The sequence below is a fragment of the Achromobacter sp. D7-1 genome (assembly GCF_059760445.1).
Genome location: NZ_JCBAMT010000053.1, coordinates 12,548 through 28,264, shown reverse-complemented (window position 1 = coordinate 28,264; position 15,717 = coordinate 12,548). Strand labels below are relative to the sequence as shown.

Below are 15,717 nucleotides of genomic sequence, written 5' to 3'. Positions count from 1 at the left end.
GGAATTGTCCAAGCATCCCGAATTGCGTACTGTCCATCAGCAGAGAGTCAAACAGGAGCGCTTCTTGGCTAAGTCCCTTATCAGAGTAATGCTGTCCAGCCGATGTCTCGACCCGTTTCCCATGGGCAGCAAGTCCACACTGACCGACCTACGAAAGGAACTGAAAACCGAGATTGAGTCCGCCCACGTGCTGGGGCGACAGCTATTCGAGGTCTGGATCAACGAAGACGCGCCGCCGGCCGAAGGCACACAGGACAGTTGGGATACCTGCCTACAGGCCGTGCGCCATTGCGATGTGCTCATCGTGCTGTCCAATGGCAATGCAGGTTGGGCCGCGGGCGCGCAAGACATCGGCATTTGCCACGCAGAGTACATGGAGGGTCTTCGCTCCGCGCAGGCCAAGGTCCGCCTGGTGGCGCTGCCGACCGTGGCCGATGCCAAGGGAGTGGCAGGCGAGCGCAACCGGCGCTTTCAGGACTATCTTTCGCGCCAGACAGCCTTCCGGGGAGGCGAGGTAAAAACCGTGGCCGATGCAAAAGAGCGTGTGTTTGAGGCACTCTCGGATGCCGTGATCTCGCTGGCGCAACGGGGTGTGAAGGCCAGCGCATCAGCGCGCTTTGACGTTGGCGAGGCTCTGGACTGGACCCGGCTCGACTTCCGTCAGCGAAAAATAGCGATGGAGTCAACGCTCAAAACGGCCTTGAGCGGGCTCAAAGGCGCCAAAACATTGGCCGGCGGTGTGGTGGTCAACCTGGATGGCAAGGGCGTAGCTGTGGTGGTTCACGCAATTCCGGCCTCGTTCAGCGTGGCCGCCGCGCGCGAGTTAGTGGGACGGCCCTTCCTAGAAGATCATCAGCGCACCGAGTTGCTGACTTCGGCACATGGACCATTGCATCTGATTGCCTGTCACCGGGGCGCGACGGAAACGCAAGCTACGTCGCTTCTGGGTTTCCCGGACGCGACGGTGGTAAGCGGCCCCTTTGGGGTGTTCGTGGCCGATGACGTGCAGAAGGTGCAATTCGCCTTCTTAGCCAATTGCCGAGACGATTCGCAGACGCGACACGCCAGTCAACGTTTTTTTGAATGGTTGCAACAGACCGGCGAAGGGGTGCTGGTGGCACGCAGGGCGGTGTCTCGTGCTCGGATCGTCAAGGTAGTGGCGAAAGAAATGAATAGCTGAGGAGGCTGAACATGAATGAAAAAGATCTGCTGCTGGGGCCTGTATTGTCGTTCCGTGGTATCGGAAAAGGTGATGTCTGGAAAATAAGCGCGCTAGTGGGCCTCAAGGCGGGCGCCGTCACGCCTGTACTGGAGGTCGACGGCAAGGTCTGCGCCGCGCCAAAGGAGCTGTTGGCCATCAACGGCGAACGCTATCTGCGCTACGACCTGTCCTGCAAGGTCTTGAAGAACGAGCGTACGGTGAGCTACGGTATTCCAGGTGGATTGACGTGGCGGATGACGGTACCCGGCAAGGATTTCTCGCCGCGCATGGCCTATGTGTCGTGCAATGGGTTTTCGGACCCGGCCGTGATGCGAAAGCTCATCCGGACGTCGGACGCGGTGTGGGAAGACCTGCTCTACAGCCACGACCGCGCGCTGCGCAGAAAACAAGCTGCAGGCGAAACCAAGCTGCTGGACAAGGAGCAGTTGTGGCATGAGAAGCGCATCCATGACAAAGGCCTGCAGCGCTTTCATCTCATGCTCATGGGAGGCGACCAGATCTACTTCGACTCGATCTGGGAAGAAATTGAGGCGCTGCGCCGGTGGGTGGCGTTGCCTCGGCAGGCGCAATTGGAGTTCAAGGTTACCAAGGCGCTGGACCGCGAGATTGAGGCCTACTACTTCGGACTGTACAAGCAACGCTGGCTGCCCGGCGAGCGGAAGCCCTGGTCGTCGCCCACGGCCACGCTAGATGCGAGCGCGGCGATGGCGTCGATGCCGACTATCATGATGTGGGACGACCACGACATCTTCGACGGCTGGGGTTCGTACAGCTGCGAGATGCAGAACAGCCCACTCTTTCAGACGCTGTTCCGCCACGCCCGACGCGCCTTCTGGGTGTTTCAGATGCAGCATGCGCTGGACGACCTGCCCCAACAGGAAGACACGACCCCAGCGGGTTTTTCCCGACAAGACCCGCTGCTCAAGCCCATCGTGTGGAGTCAGGTACTCGCCAAGGATGCGTTGGCGCTGCCCCTGCTGGACGGCCAGCCGGGATTCACTTCCGCGTACGCCATCGGGCCGGTGGCCATCATGGCGGCCGATCTGCGCACCGAGCGCTCGCGGACGCAGGTGATGGGCTCGGACACCTGGGGCCAAATCAAGAATTGGACTGACAGCCTGGAATCCGGCAACGCGGGCGCACAACCCAAGAGTGCTTGTCAGCATCTCCTGTTCATGTCCTCGGTGCCCGTAGTGCACCCCAAACTGCCCCTGGCCGAGTTGCTGATGGACAAGTTCGGGCAAGACCACGTCACGGACAGCAATGCCGACGACTTGAAGGACCACTGGTCCCACGACGACCACGAAGGTGAGCGCAAACGCCTCCTGGAAGTGTTTTCCCACTTGGCGCGCGACAAGAAGATCCGCGTGTCCCTAGTGTCGGGCGACGTGCACGTCGCGGCCTGGGGCACGGCCTACCGCAAGGACCTGCCTGCAACAGAGACTTGGTCCCAGATCCACCAGTTCACCTCGTCGGCCGTGGTTCATCCTTCGCTCATGGGTGTGATGGAGCGGCTGTTTCTCTCCTGGCTGAACAGCAATGCTAAGCAACCTCAAAACATCGACGTGCAGTACGTTGCTGAAGTGATGCCTTTCCCTGGGCACGACAAACATGTCATGGCAGCGCGCAACTGGCTGGCCCTGGAGTTGGACATGGGCTCGGCCGATGGGTGCAAGCTATGGGCAACTTGGCGATGTGAGGCCGAAATCAACTTTTCGAATCACTTGCTCGCAGTCGCACCCATTGCATGAATTTCAAGGTGATTCTGCAAGGGAAGCACGCCACAACCTTTTCAAGAATCTCCATCACGCCTGGTGTAGACTCCGGCGCTGCAAGAAAATAGGTATCAAACCAAAATCGCGGTTATGAGATTGCAGTTTGACTATCATATTTCCAGGACGAATTGAAATGGACCCAAGAGTGCTTCGTAACATGGCTGCATGATGGAGCACTTCCCCTTAAAATAAAAATCGTTGCCAACAGTCCTGACTTTTTTATTGACACCAGATTAGATCAATAGAGGCAAATCGGGGTGATGGCACATTGCACCGGAGAGAAAATTTGTCTTCCCCGTGTTGTTCTCCAACGATATCGACCATTTCCACCTCGAGTTTTCTGTCACGCTATTCGAACTGTTCAGCGGCGGCTTGAAGTAGTAGATCAGTTGCGCTTCCAAAGATGCCAGTATTTCGTCGGCATAGTCCGTCGACCGGATCTGTTCAATCGTCGCGTATGTGAAATCCACCCCCCTGAATAGTACCGAGCACAGGTAAACTCTCTTTACACATCCCTCATACTCCGGCGCATGCAATTTAGTGACGGCCGAATGGCCGTTTCTGAAGCGCGGGGTACGCGACGACATTCTTCCGACATACACAATCCGCTCAAACTCGCCATCGTCCGCAGAAATAAAATAGAGCGGACAACAGTATGGTGGCGGCGGTCCGAGTTCCTTAAAAATCATTTCACGCTCCTCCGGCATTACCCAACGATTCTCTCCGGCGTGGGAAGAGGCTGCAGTGACATTGAGCATCGATATCATGCTTCGGAGATAGTTCCACGTTCGATTTCCAGATTCCTCAAAAGATTCCGCTTCGAGACCTATTGTCTCGTGCAAAGAGACCACCGATTCCAATGTAACAAAGAGCGATGGTCTGAAATTTACTTGTTCGAGGTACAGAACGTTAAGTGGATTTTCGCCATTTAGGACGGTATCTAGCAGGGAGGGTCTCATCTATTGTTCAGTGATCAGTGGTAGGGAAGTGGCGAAGTGGTCAAGTGGAGAATTCTATCGATTGGTCAACCTGCATAATAAAAGTATAAAAAAGGTTTCGGACTACAATTTCGCTATCTAGATGCTGCAAAACTATGGTCTCGCACCTTTTTCCTTATTTCACACAATCGCTGATTTAGCGTTCTCAACCGAAATGCCAGTAATGACATCTGCTGGTTCGATCCGGTTGCGTCCCGCCGCCTTCCCTCTGTACAGAGCAGCATCAGCCTGCCGAAGCGCATCCTCCAGCCCGTGCGCCCCATGGAAAGGTGGTGAAATTCCAATGGTGACCGTGCAGCGCAGCACATTGCCAGAACTCGTCACTTTGATTGCCTGCCTTTCAACGCTGGCACGCAGACGTTCTGCTAGATGGATTGCACGGTCCCCGTCAGCGTCCAGGAAGACCGCCACAAACTCTTCTCCGCCAATACGGCCCGTCAAGTCGCCGCGACGAACCGTGGAGCGGAGTATGTCTGCGACTTGGCATATGACTTCATCGCCGGCTTGGTGCCCATAGGTGTCATTGATACGCTTGAAATGGTCGACATCCAACAATAGCAAGCGAGCCGGTCCGGCATTCCGAGAATTAAAAGACCGGGTCAGCGCCTCCAGAAGCCCCCTGCGATTCAGCAGGTCTGTCAGGGGATCGCGCGCCGCCATATTGCGCAGACTATCCGTCAGCCGTCGCAGTACCAGCCAGACAATGGAAGGCGGCACTATGGTAGCCAGGGTTGACATGTAGATGTAGAAGATCATTTGAAATCGACTATCCATGTGCAGCGCATCCAAGCCGCCATCTACGATTTTCAAGAACTTCAGCGCGTTCAGAATACAGATCCCGCCTATCAGAAGCGCAAAGAAGAACATCTCCCCGTACAGGTCCTTTGCGAAAGTGCGGACTCCGTAGATCACGGTTATTGTCATTACAAAGAAAAGCACGCTTGCCATCGCCGCAAGCATTGCGTAACGCGCGGTAGGCCCTGCACTCCATTGCACCAGGCATTGCGCAATGCCATAGACCACAGAAAAGATGATCAACGTACGCCACAACCGAACTTGACGCCCAAAGAAGCGCATGGCGCCAAGCCAGTAGGCGATCGGAGCAGCCAGCGTAAGGGTGTGGTTGACGATGCTCATCACGCTCCAGGCGGGCCCCCCTTCAAGCAGTTGCAGAATATAGGCCAACGCCAGCAGGAGATTGCCTGCGGCGAAAAAATCCATCCCCATCCTATTGCCGGGCAAGCGACGGCTAATCAGTAAAAACATGGCCGAAAAGCACAAAAGATGTGCACACAGCATGGCAACGAGAGTGGATGCAACCATAACCTTGACGTGGAGAGAGGCGAAAACTCCTGCGTTGGAGTCGCTAAGCCGTAGGCAGCGACATTAACCAGGGAAACCCGAGCCAGGTCAAGTGCAACGTGCGACTTAAAGGAAGTGGTGTCAGACTACGATTTCGCAGCATCCAGGTGGGCAAAATCGTAGCCTGACACTTTTCGCACAGAAAGGCGCCAGACACAGCACGAATGCCCGCGGCTCTGAACAAACCACGGTTCAGAGCATGTTCAACAAACAGGATCTTTCAGGAGGCCATACGTGAAACCGTACGTTTTTGGGCTGGCAGCGCTGCTTGGCCTGGGTGCGCTGACCGGCAATAGCGCACAGGCTCAATACAATCTCACGGCTGAAGACCGTAAAAGCCTGCAGAGTTCCCAGGATAATGCGGCCCGCAATGGCAGTTCCCAAGGCGGCGAGCCAGCGCGTTCGCGCAGTTCCACGCGCGACACCGACTTCAGCAAGAAATTTAACCAGGCCCTGACCGATACCGAGCGCAAGCGCCAGGCGGAACAGGAGCAATCGACACGCACTCAACTGCATCAGCGTGAAATGTTCAATGCCAAGGCGCGGCCCGCTGATCGTACCCCTGGCGCGCAGAACGACAGGACGGAAGTGCAGGTTGGCGAGTATGGCGCCACCCATTGCCGGAAAACAGATACCGGGCAAGTCAGTTGCGGGTCGCAAGGGTATCGCTGAAAACCCGTCTGTCTGGTTGGGTTTTGCGGCGGCAGACTTGCCGCATTAGTTATGACTGACGCTCTCCCAAAGAAGTGGGTAGTTCAAAACTAAAGCAAGGTCGTTTCGGGCACTTCGACGACAATAAAAACGGTGTCCGACATCGCGTGTGAGTAGAGTGAACTTCATAAACTCCTCGATGACGTCGGCGAGTCAGTCATAGTAGGACGCGGGCTTCATTCGACCGGCATTGTCGAATTCTTGATAAGCCTTGGCGACCGATGACTGATTCGGGATGGTCGGCATGCGCATCCAACGCCCCAGCACTCGCATTTGGTTCACAGCGTTGAATGACTGCGATCCGCCTGACACCTGCGTGACCGCCAGTAGAGATAAGGTGTCGGACTACAATTCCGCTACCGGCTGCGGCGGAATTGTAGTCCGACACCTTTTTCGTTAAATCCGCCCCCCCAGCAGCTCCCGCCCCTATCTGCTTGTGCGCAGACCGAAACGAGTCGTAGCCATCATCCTGATACGGCTGGACGAATTGACGGATGGGGTGTGCAGTACGCGCATATCCATCAAAAAAACATCGCCAGCCCGTCCCGACATCTCGATGATCTCGGTGCCGGATGCGCTGAGAACAGCTTCGAGATTATCTGGCGTTTTCAACGATCCACGAAGCATCCCAGCCGTTTCACCCGCCACGCGATGAGAACGGGCCAGCGCTAAAGTCGCGCCCCCGTGTTCAATAACATCGTCAATCAGATAGAACACCTGGATGCCGGGAATCTCAGCGCCGGATTTCGCAGCCAGGTCAACGTGCCAGTTCAGATTGCCCAGAGACCATGGCCCTTGATGAGGCAGGGACAGCAAGGGCTGCGTACCTTGGCTGGATTGCGGGGCTCTGCCGGTCAGGTCAGCGATTGCGTTGCGAATTTCCGCCGTGTTCAGCGCTTTGTCCAGATCCGCAATCTTCACCATCGAGGATAGCTTTGCGATCTGCTGAAACGGCGACAAATTGTTCAGCGAACTGCCAAGACTCTTTCCGCCGGCCCAGACCTTGAGCCGCGATAGCTCACGCAGAATGCACTCTCGAAGCGGCTTCAGACAGCGCTTGGAATGTGCACCGCTCAATCGCAAGTACCCTTCTCTATGGAAAAAATCGAGCTCTGATTGATTGAAAGTTTTGCCTGTCATGTTCGAGACTTTCGTATAACGGCTTCTGTCTGGAAGTCGTAAACGTCATTTAATCCGTAGGTTGCTGGCTTCGATAGATTACACATTCCAACTCGCTGAATATCCGCAACTGACCGGGAGCCGCCTTTGATGGCCGACCGTTCTCGACCCACAACGGTCAATCGAGCCTGTGCCAACCGGACATTCAGTTCGGCGCCCATGCAGTTATCACTAGCTTCCGCTATCTGTGGGGAGTGTGGCGATTTCAGTCAGGCGTTGCCCGTCGTTGCCATCCTCGACTCTCCAGCCTCGGGTGTTTAACATTTTCCGTATCTCATCGGCTTTTGCCCAGTTCTTTGCCTCTCGGGCTTGAGCGCGTTCACCGAGCAGCACCCGGATACTTTCCGGAACGTCAGACGCAACTGGGTTCCAATCGCGTAACCCGAGGCCCAGTACAAAATCAAAGCTGCCTATAGTCGCTTTCAAGGTCGCTGGTGGGAGCTCGCTCTTGACCAGTTCCCATAGCACGGCCAATGCCCCCGGCAGATTCAGGTCATCATTCAATTCGGCGTTGAAGCGCGCGGCGAAATCCGGATCGATGCGGCCACCGTCAGGCCAACCGGAATAGAGATGCCGCAGCCGGTTCAAGGCTGTCTGCGCTGCGCCAAGAGACGTCCAACTGAAATGCAGCTTGCTCCGGTAATGCGCTGTCATGCACAGGTAGCGGTAGGCAAGCGGATCGATGTTCCGACTGCGCAAGGTCTGCAAGCGAACAAAATCTCCACTCGACTTCGACATCTTGCTGTCGGCATTGAGCGTTAGAAAATGTCCGTGTATCCAGAAGTTCGCAAGACGAGTGCCGTGGGCCGCTTGTGTTTGCGCAATTTCGTTGCTGTGATGCACGGCGATATGGTCTTCTCCGCCACAGTGGATGTCGAACCAGATGCCGAGGTGTTTCGCCGACATGGCCGAGCACTCAATATGCCAGCCCGGAAATCCACGCCCCCATGGGCTATCCCATTCCATCTGCCGCACCACGCCCTCCGGACTGAACTTCCATAGCGCAAAATCCGTGATGTTCTGCTTCGCGCCAAGTGCTACGCGCTTGCCCGCCTGCAGGCCGCCACGGTCAAGCCGCGCCAGAAAGCCGTAGTCATCCTGTTTGCTGGTGTCGAAATAGAGACCGTCGTTAGTCCTATACACGTAGCCGGACCGATCCAACTGGCCGATAAACGCGATCTGTTCGGCGATGTGATCGGTCGCGCGGCACCATACCGTCGGCTCCAGCAAGTTGAGGGCATGCCAATCCGCGACGAAGGCCTCGGTGTAGCGCTGAGCAATAGCATATGCGGACTCCCCGGTCCGTCTGCTACCTTTTTCCATCTTGTCTTCGCCTTCGTCGGCATCCGAAGTCAGGTGACCGACGTCGGTGATATTAACGACGTGACGGACCTCATAGCCGTTGCGAATGAGTACCCGGCGCAGAATGTCTTCAAACACATACGTTCTTAGATTGCCAATATGCGCATGGTCGTAGACGGTGGGGCCGCAGCAATACATGCCGACGTGGCCAGCGTGGATTGGCGTAAACGAGCGCACGGTACGCGACCAGGTGTCATACAACGCAAGCGGCATCAACTCTCTCCGTATGGAAGGGCGCAGGCAAAAACAAAAAAGCCGCCGGTTTTGCAACGGGCGGCCAGAGGCGATTGATTCAACGTGCAGCTAATGGCTAGACGCAGTTTCCCCCCGGCACGTTCTGACAACATGCACGGACCAGCGGAAAGAGGAATTTGAAGCGAGTAGACATGCCCACAATCCTAGCGGCTTTTGGCTGAGCAGGTCAATACTGGCGGAAAAAAGATACCGTCTTGCCCGTCCAGAAACTAGGCGTAATCCGGGCGATAGGATGAACGTGTCTTGAGTACGCCGAAGCACAGATGAGCGAGCTTTCTCATTGCAGCGCCCCCCCTCCCAGCATCGTTCTTGGAACCGGGCGACGAGCAGCCGGCAAGCAAGGCGACAAGGCACAGCGCTGCAACACAGAGCATCAACAGCCCCTGTGCGCTGCGATATCAGCCATAATCAATTCAACCTGGCCCCGCGTGACGGCAGGAGTTCAGTTTTCGCTCCCACATAAGCCGGTAGCGGGTGGGTCGTAGCGTACTCAGTGCGGAGTATCTCAGTGATGACACCGGAAACGCCAGACGACGACTTGGTACGGACCCGCAGCCACAGGCCCCGCGAACTGCCCCAGGGCTATCGGGCGGGATTGATTACGGCCATCACGGTATTGCTGGGCTTTTCGCTGGGTTTCCTGCGCTACTGGGGCTTCGACGCGCCGGGCGATTGGAGCGCGCTGTCCATACTGCCGGGCCTGTCCCTGGTGCTCGCCAGCCTGCTGCAGATAATTGCTCTTTACCGCGCCTTGCGCTTGGAGGATGACGCCGAGGATGAATACCGGAAAACCGTGCGATGGTTCATCGCGTCGGCGGTACTGCTGCTGCTGGGTCTGACAGCGGCGCTGTGGGAAGCGGCGTGATATGAGAGGGATTGGAGCGGGTGTAGGGAACCCAGTGGTCGCCAACGAGACCATCTACCCTCCAGCAGCCCGTTCCAGCGCCAGGGTAAAATGCGCCCCCCATGCGCTACTCCGACTTCGACCAACGCCTCGCCGCTCTCGGCGCCCTGCCCGTCCATCGTGGCCGGATCCTGCGCGTCTGGCTGCAAGGGCAAGCGCTCGACACCGGGACGCGACGCCGGAGCGCCGAACACTTTCTGCCTCTTGCGCTGCGCGACGCCGTGCCCGTCTTGACGGCGGAACTGGACGCCCTCGCCCGCGTCCGCTCCGAACACGCCGGCAACGACGGCTCGCGCTTGCTGGTCGAACTCGCCGACGGGCAGATGGTGGAAAGCGTGCTGTTGCCGCGCGACGGACTCTGCGTCTCCACGCAGGTCGGCTGCGCGGTCGGCTGCCGCTTCTGTATGACCGGCAAGAGCGGCCTGATCCGCCAGGTCACTAGCATGGAAATCCTTGCCCAAGTCGTGCTGGCGCGGCGTCAGCGCGCGGTGAAGAAGGTCGTCTTCATGGGCATGGGTGAACCGGCGCACAACCTCGACAACGTGCTCGAAGCCATCGACCTGCTCGGCACCGAGGGCAATATCGGCCACAAGAATCTCGTGTTCTCCACCGTGGGCGACCTGCGCGTGTTCGAGGCCCTGCCCCAACAACGCGTCAAGCCCGCGCTGGCGCTGTCGCTGCACACGACCAAGGCCGAACTGCGCGCACATCTGCTGCCGCGCGCGCCGAAAATTGGGCCCGAGGAACTGGTCGAACTGGGCGAGAGATACGCCCGCGACACCGACTATCCGATCCAGTATCAATGGACGCTGCTCAAGGGCATCAACGACGGCGACGACGAACTCGATGCGGTCGTGCGCTTGCTCAAGGGCAAGTACGGCGTGCTCAACGTCATTCCCTTCAATAGTCTCGAAGGGGATGACTACCAACGCCCCGATACCGAGCGCATCCACGAGATCGTCCGCTCTCTGCAAAGCCGTGGCGTGCTGACCAAGGTGAGGAATAGCGCCGGGCAGGACGTGGATGGAGGCTGTGGGCAGTTGCGCGCGCGGGCTGTCGGCGCGGCGCAGGTGGTCGAACTGCGCCGCACGCGCATTGCAAAGCTGGAAGCTACCTAGGACGGGACCGCCCGTAGTCCGAACCTTTCTCTGTTTACGGGTTCACGAGCAGTTCCGCAGAGATTCGCCTAGTCAGTCATTCACAGATGGAATTTTGTAGGTCCCATTTTGAAACGCCTGCTGAGCGCGTCCGGGATCGTATTCCCAATGCCATGGCTCACCACTGACGGTGCGAACGAATCCAAACCGAGGCGCGCTTTGTTTTAGCCACTCATAAACCTCGTTGCCGTCCGCGCCGGCGACAGCAATATCGATGGCGATTCCGTTCTGGTGGTTTGAGTTGCCGGGCTTCGCAGCCAAATTGAATCCGGGAAGACGCTTGACATACCCATCCCACAACATCTTCTGCTCCGGATAGGATCGGAACCCGCTATTGATAGTGAGGTTGACACCCGACGACTTCGCCTCACCAACCATTTCCAGATATGGCGAAACGGTATCAATAGAAAGATGCTCAATTTCCATCTTCGAATCGATTATTTCGACGACGTCAATCTGGCCAATGTAGGCGCCATGCGACCAGGCGGCATTAGAACCGAACTTTCCACTTCCAGCCGCGGGCTTGAGCAGATCCAGTGTCTCATTGATAAACCCGCCGTCAAAGTTCTTTGTCGAGGTCCAGCCAAGTGGCTCGCCATCTTCTCGGACGGCATGCGCAAACAACGCGACCTTCTTTGCTCCAGTCTGCAAGCGTTGAATCGCATCAACACGTACGACAATTCCTTTCGGTATTATTCGGATTTTTCCGTTGGCCGTTTCGAAAGCCATGAGATTGTTTGCTTGCCTCAACCGCGCGTCGGGATCCGAGACGGTGAAGCTGTTGCTGAGATAGCTACGTTCAAGCATAGGTCCTCCATTTAGGCGCTTGCCTGAAATCAGATCGGAACACTACGACACACCTAGCTGTGCAAAAAATAAAATAGGTACCAGACTGAAATTTCCGCAGTATCCAGATAGCGAAATTGTTGTTCGACAACATTTCCTGAGCGCGGATCAGCCGGCCCGTAGCAGACAGGACGGCTTTTGAATTCGGCCGGATGGCCGGCATTGTGGCCAGATCAGTTATCGACCCGTGCGCGAAGTTTTTCCAGAAAACTTTCGACCGAACTGGACTTGATAATGGAGCTGAAATTCGAATAATGGGCCTGCTGAACGGACATCCCGCTCACATACATTTCGACCATCTGCCATTTACCATCTATATAGAGAAGTTGAAACTCCATGGTGAACTCGTTGGCCTTCGATTTCGCCGAATAGTAAATGCAGTCCGCCATCTTCAGCGTGAGGCAGGTGATCTGGATCACAGCAACCGAGCTTGGCTTGCTTCGGAACATCTCTCCAGACTCCAATACAAACTGCGAGGGCAACAGGCCTTCGAAGGTGCCTTGGAGGGTCCTCATCAGGAACCGGCTATAAAGTTCAACGGCTTCTGCCTGCCTTGCCGCTGACATCGATCCCCATGCCGGTCCCAGTACAACTCGCGTCATGGTCTCGGTTGCTACCAGGCGCTTGAAGGTGGGGCCAACACGTTGAGCGAACGCTTGCTTGGTCTCTTTCTGCGGGTTCGCCATAGCTAGAAGTGCCACTGCAACCCCTTTGGCATCGGCATCCGGTTTTTGAGAGGGCTGCGCGGTTCCACTTCCGGGCGATCCCATCAAAAGAAAGCTCAGCAGCAGAAGTTTCGCAAGCACGTATTGCATCTTTTTTTCATCCAGCAGCCGTGGAGAATGCACGCGTCCTACGCAAGACGCCTGTGCTCGGTGAGCAAACTTCGAGTCGCGGGACACTACTGTTTAGCGCTCGCGGCCTCCCGGCCAGGCTTTGCCGCGTTGCTGCCGGCCTTTAACTTCGCGCGCTCCGCGTTGCAGTCGAGTTCCAGCACCACCTTCCCGGTATTCTTTTCCGTGACCTTCGACGCCAGCTTCAGGTCTTTCGGATTGCCCCGATCCTTGCATGCTTCGTATGCATAGCCTTTTGCGGAAGAGAGTAGTAGCCCAGGATGGCGCGGAGCGGTAACCGTCGCTTTCCACTGGCCGGATTGTTCCTGCCAGTACGCCTGATACATCGTGGTGTCCTGCGGCGGGTTTGTTGCCGCCTGGAGTTCCTTGGTTTTAGCTCGCTCCGCGTTGCAGTCCAGTTCCAGCATGACCTTCCCGGTAGCCTTCTCCGTCACTTTCGCGGCGCGGTTCCAAAGCTTGGGGATACCGCGATCCAGGCAGGCCCGATGCGCAGCTCCTTCTGCAAAATTCAGATCGGTCCCAGGTTGATTTGCCGCAGGCCCCTTCCACACTCCCGCAGGATCCTCCCAGGTGGCGACGTATTGCGCGTCAGCCGGACCAGCCAGCAGCATGCCTATCACGCCCGCACCGCATAGCCAATTCCTCATGATCGCCCCCCATTCTCTTTTTGAACGAGTAGGTTATTCGTGATCGCGGTGTAAGTAACTAGCCCGGAAGGAGCAATCCGATGCTTCCGGGCGATACGGTGACACAGCCCTAAGCTCCCCTTTCCCGGCCCGATCCATCAAGTCCGTCGAATCTGATGCAGGCCACCTCGTCCGCCTTGATCCGGATCGCAAAAACTGACCAGTCTCAGCCCTGGCGGCTCGATTTCGAACGAGTTAGATAGCGCAGTCAGCCTGTCAACACGCCATCATCGGCTTTTGGAAATCACATCGCTCATGTACTTGTTCAAATCCCGAAAATCCTGAACGGTCCAGGAGTGCGGCGCCAGCTTCACGCCGTTCTCTCTCAACGTTCTCGGAATCAGATCTCCGTTCGGACGAAGGATTACCGACGAGACTATGACACCCGGATATTCATTGAGTCGCTTCTTGAACGCAGTCGTTGTGAGGTCGGGCGTGGGAGGATTGCTTTTCTTGGCCAGTGGCCCCGAGCCCTTGATATCTGCGCCGTGGCACATCGCGCATCTCTGGGTGTAGAGATTCTTCCCATTGAGGTTCTGTGCGAAAGATAGTGATGGTTGAGTCAACACCCACGCTCCTAGCGTGGCGAGGACTAATTCTCTTGCTTTCATTTGGCCTTGTCGTATCAGGCAAATTGGCGGGCCGCCGAGTATAGACTCGTAGCAAGAAAATTGGTGCCAGACTACAGTTCCGAAGCACAGTCAGCGGCCCTCGCGCTTCTCGACCAGAAAATCAATCAACGCACGCACCTTGGCGGGCATCTGGGCCCGAGTTGGCGCATAGATATAGAACCCCGCGAAGGGCTTGCACCAGTTGTGCAGCACACGCACCAGCGCGCCGGACTCCAGATGTTGCCGGACAGCGATGTCGATGTGCTGCATGAGTCCAGCGCCTTGCAACGCGGCGCGGATCATTCCGTCGTCGTCGTTGGTGATGATGCGGCCCTGAGGCTCCACGGTGAAGGTGTGTCCGCCTACCTCGGGCGAGGTGAATTCCCACGGGTGGATCGCACCCCGGGTCTGCCTGAAACGCAGGCAGTTGTGCCGGGACAGGTCTGCTGGCGTGACGGGCAAGCCATGTTGCTCGAAGTATGCGGGCGTGGCCACTACCGCCATTTCCAGCGCTGGCGTGATCGGCACCGCCACCATGTGTTCGGCCAGGCTCTCGCCTATGCGTATGCCCGCATCGCAGCCTTCGGCCACGATGTTGGCCAGGGCATCGTCCATGACCAGTTCCAGTTGCAGCCTGGGGTAGCGCGTACAAAACTCCTGCAAACAATGACGGGTCCATGCAACGCTCATTGTCAATTTGGAAATACTACTGTAGTTCGGATTGAGGGCTATGGCTAACCAAATGCACGGCGTACAGTGCATTCATCGGGCTTGGGCTTGCGCCTTCAGAGAAAAGTGGCCCGGCAATTCCTACTTAGCGGCCACCAGGAGCGCATCATGCAAAGCGTCAAGATCAAGCACACCTACTGGGACATTGCGGCGGACCTGTACTTCCCGCCGGATTTCGACAAAAGCAGGAAGTACCCGGCAATCATCAGTGCGCACCCCATAGGAAGCTGCAAGGAGCAGACCTCGGGCAAGGTCTACGGCGAGGCCCTGGCCAAGGCAGGTTTCGTCGTGGTCGCCTTCGATGCCAGCTTCCAGGGCGCCAGCGGTGGCGAACCGCGTTTCACCGAAGACCCCACGCTGCGCGTCGAGGACTTCCGGGTGGTGTGCGACTACCTGGTGACGCTGCCCTATGTGGACGAAGAACGCATCGGCGTGCTGGGCATTTGCGGAGGCGGCGGCTACTCCATTAACGCCGCCATGACCGAGCGCCGGATCAAGGCCGTGGGCACCGTCACGGGCGCGAACTATGGCCGCCTGATGCGCGAAGGCTTCAGCGGATTTGATCCTATCGGCGCGCTGGAGGCCATGGCCAAGCAGCGCACGGCAGAGGCCCGGGGGGCCGCGCTGCGCGTGGACGACCTGCTGCCGCCCTCGCCCGAGGCAGCCAAGGAAGCGGGCATCAAGGAAATTGACGTGCTGGGCGCCACCGAGTACTACCGCAGTGACCGTGGCCGCGCGCCCAATGGCCTGAACCGTGCGCTGTTCTCGCACCAGTCCGCGGCCATAGGCTGGGATGCTTTTCACCTCTGCGAGACCTTGTTGACGCAGCCCTTGATGGTGGTGGTCGGCGATCAGGTCGGGGCCTTTGGCGCCTACCGCGACGGCTGCGAGATCATTGGCCGCGCCGCCTCGAAGAAGAAGGAGTGGGTCGTGGTCGAAGGCTGGTCGCATTATGACCTGTACGACAAGCCCGAGCCGGTCGGCCAGGCGTTGGCCAAGCTGATCCCCTTCTATCAGGAAAACCTGTAAACGCAGGCTGAGCGCGAGCCTGCGGCTCCCCGACCTT

At 57.4% G+C, this 15,717-nt stretch carries 15 protein-coding genes and 1 pseudogene; 6 read left to right on the top strand and 10 right to left on the bottom strand.

What is annotated here, in order from left to right:
- The first annotated feature begins 64 nt into the window (after positions 1-64).
- Both AC6LKD_RS21105 and AC6LKD_RS21100 read left to right on the top strand, forming a co-directional pair.
- Positions 65-1,180 carry a DUF4062 domain-containing protein gene (locus tag AC6LKD_RS21105; RefSeq protein WP_498117352.1) on the top strand — a complete coding sequence of 372 codons (1,116 nt, stop codon included), beginning with the start codon at positions 65-67 and terminating at the stop codon, positions 1,178-1,180.
- 11 nt (positions 1,181-1,191) lie between these two features.
- On the top strand, positions 1,192-2,973 hold the full coding sequence (locus AC6LKD_RS21100) for an alkaline phosphatase D family protein (RefSeq protein WP_498117350.1): 1,782 nt from the start codon (positions 1,192-1,194) through the stop codon (positions 2,971-2,973).
- A gap of 257 nt (positions 2,974-3,230) precedes the next feature.
- Here the strand turns inward: AC6LKD_RS21100 and AC6LKD_RS21095 are convergent, their stop codons facing one another.
- Complete coding sequence (locus tag AC6LKD_RS21095; RefSeq protein ID WP_498117349.1) at positions 3,231-3,755, bottom strand: hypothetical protein; 525 nt, start codon at positions 3,753-3,755, stop codon at positions 3,231-3,233.
- A 360-nt stretch (positions 3,756-4,115) separates the two neighbouring features.
- Positions 4,116-5,318, bottom strand: coding sequence for a GGDEF domain-containing protein (locus AC6LKD_RS21090; protein WP_498117348.1), 1,203 nt, complete (start codon positions 5,316-5,318; stop codon positions 4,116-4,118).
- A 273-nt stretch (positions 5,319-5,591) separates the two neighbouring features.
- Between AC6LKD_RS21090 and AC6LKD_RS21085 the strand changes: the two genes are divergently transcribed.
- On the top strand, positions 5,592-6,029 hold the full coding sequence (locus AC6LKD_RS21085; RefSeq protein ID WP_498117347.1) for a hypothetical protein: 438 nt from the start codon (positions 5,592-5,594) through the stop codon (positions 6,027-6,029).
- A 45-nt stretch (positions 6,030-6,074) separates the two neighbouring features.
- Here the strand turns inward: AC6LKD_RS21085 and AC6LKD_RS21080 are convergent.
- From AC6LKD_RS21080 to cysS, 3 genes and pseudogenes are all read right to left on the bottom strand, one after another.
- A pseudogene (locus tag AC6LKD_RS21080) lies at positions 6,075-6,395 on the bottom strand (NADPH-dependent FMN reductase family protein); the annotation flags it as partial.
- A 99-nt stretch (positions 6,396-6,494) separates the two neighbouring features.
- Positions 6,495-7,208, bottom strand: a complete 714-nt coding sequence (locus AC6LKD_RS21075; RefSeq protein ID WP_498117346.1) for a phytanoyl-CoA dioxygenase family protein — start codon at positions 7,206-7,208, stop codon at positions 6,495-6,497.
- Positions 7,209-7,418: 210 nt separating this feature from the next.
- A complete protein-coding gene (gene cysS / locus AC6LKD_RS21070; RefSeq protein ID WP_498117345.1) occupies positions 7,419-8,822 on the bottom strand; it encodes a cysteine--tRNA ligase in 1,404 nt (467 codons plus the stop codon).
- Positions 8,823-9,375: 553 nt separating this feature from the next.
- On the opposite strand from cysS, the gene AC6LKD_RS21065 reads away from it, so the two are divergent.
- Together AC6LKD_RS21065 and AC6LKD_RS21060 are read left to right on the top strand one after the other, a co-directional pair.
- A complete protein-coding gene (locus AC6LKD_RS21065; protein ID WP_013394186.1) occupies positions 9,376-9,729 on the top strand; it encodes a hypothetical protein in 354 nt (117 codons plus the stop codon).
- 101 nt (positions 9,730-9,830) lie between these two features.
- Entirely contained in the window at positions 9,831-10,886 is a 1,056-nt protein-coding gene (locus AC6LKD_RS21060) for an RNA methyltransferase (protein WP_498117344.1), read from the top strand.
- A gap of 72 nt (positions 10,887-10,958) precedes the next feature.
- On the opposite strand, the gene AC6LKD_RS21055 is transcribed toward AC6LKD_RS21060, so the two are convergent.
- The 5 genes from AC6LKD_RS21055 to AC6LKD_RS21035 all read right to left on the bottom strand — a co-directional run bounded on the left by AC6LKD_RS21055 (position 10,959) and on the right by AC6LKD_RS21035 (position 14,612).
- Positions 10,959-11,732 (bottom strand): M15 family metallopeptidase, encoded by a 774-nt coding sequence (locus AC6LKD_RS21055; RefSeq protein WP_498117343.1) that lies wholly within the window; start codon positions 11,730-11,732, stop codon positions 10,959-10,961.
- 212 nt (positions 11,733-11,944) lie between these two features.
- On the bottom strand, positions 11,945-12,586 hold the full coding sequence (locus AC6LKD_RS21050) for an ABC transporter substrate-binding protein (RefSeq protein ID WP_498117342.1): 642 nt from the start codon (positions 12,584-12,586) through the stop codon (positions 11,945-11,947).
- Between the two features lie 86 nt (positions 12,587-12,672).
- Complete coding sequence (locus AC6LKD_RS21045) at positions 12,673-13,236, bottom strand: hypothetical protein (RefSeq protein WP_498117341.1); 564 nt, start codon at positions 13,234-13,236, stop codon at positions 12,673-12,675.
- A gap of 302 nt (positions 13,237-13,538) precedes the next feature.
- On the bottom strand, positions 13,539-13,922 hold the full coding sequence (locus tag AC6LKD_RS21040; protein ID WP_498117340.1) for a c-type cytochrome: 384 nt from the start codon (positions 13,920-13,922) through the stop codon (positions 13,539-13,541).
- A 90-nt stretch (positions 13,923-14,012) separates the two neighbouring features.
- Positions 14,013-14,612, bottom strand: a complete 600-nt coding sequence (locus AC6LKD_RS21035; protein WP_498117339.1) for a LysR substrate-binding domain-containing protein — start codon at positions 14,610-14,612, stop codon at positions 14,013-14,015.
- Between the two features lie 147 nt (positions 14,613-14,759).
- On the opposite strand from AC6LKD_RS21035, the gene AC6LKD_RS21030 reads away from it, so the two are divergent.
- Entirely contained in the window at positions 14,760-15,680 is a 921-nt protein-coding gene (locus AC6LKD_RS21030; protein ID WP_498117338.1) for an alpha/beta hydrolase, read from the top strand.
- Positions 15,681-15,717: the final 37 nt, after the last annotated feature.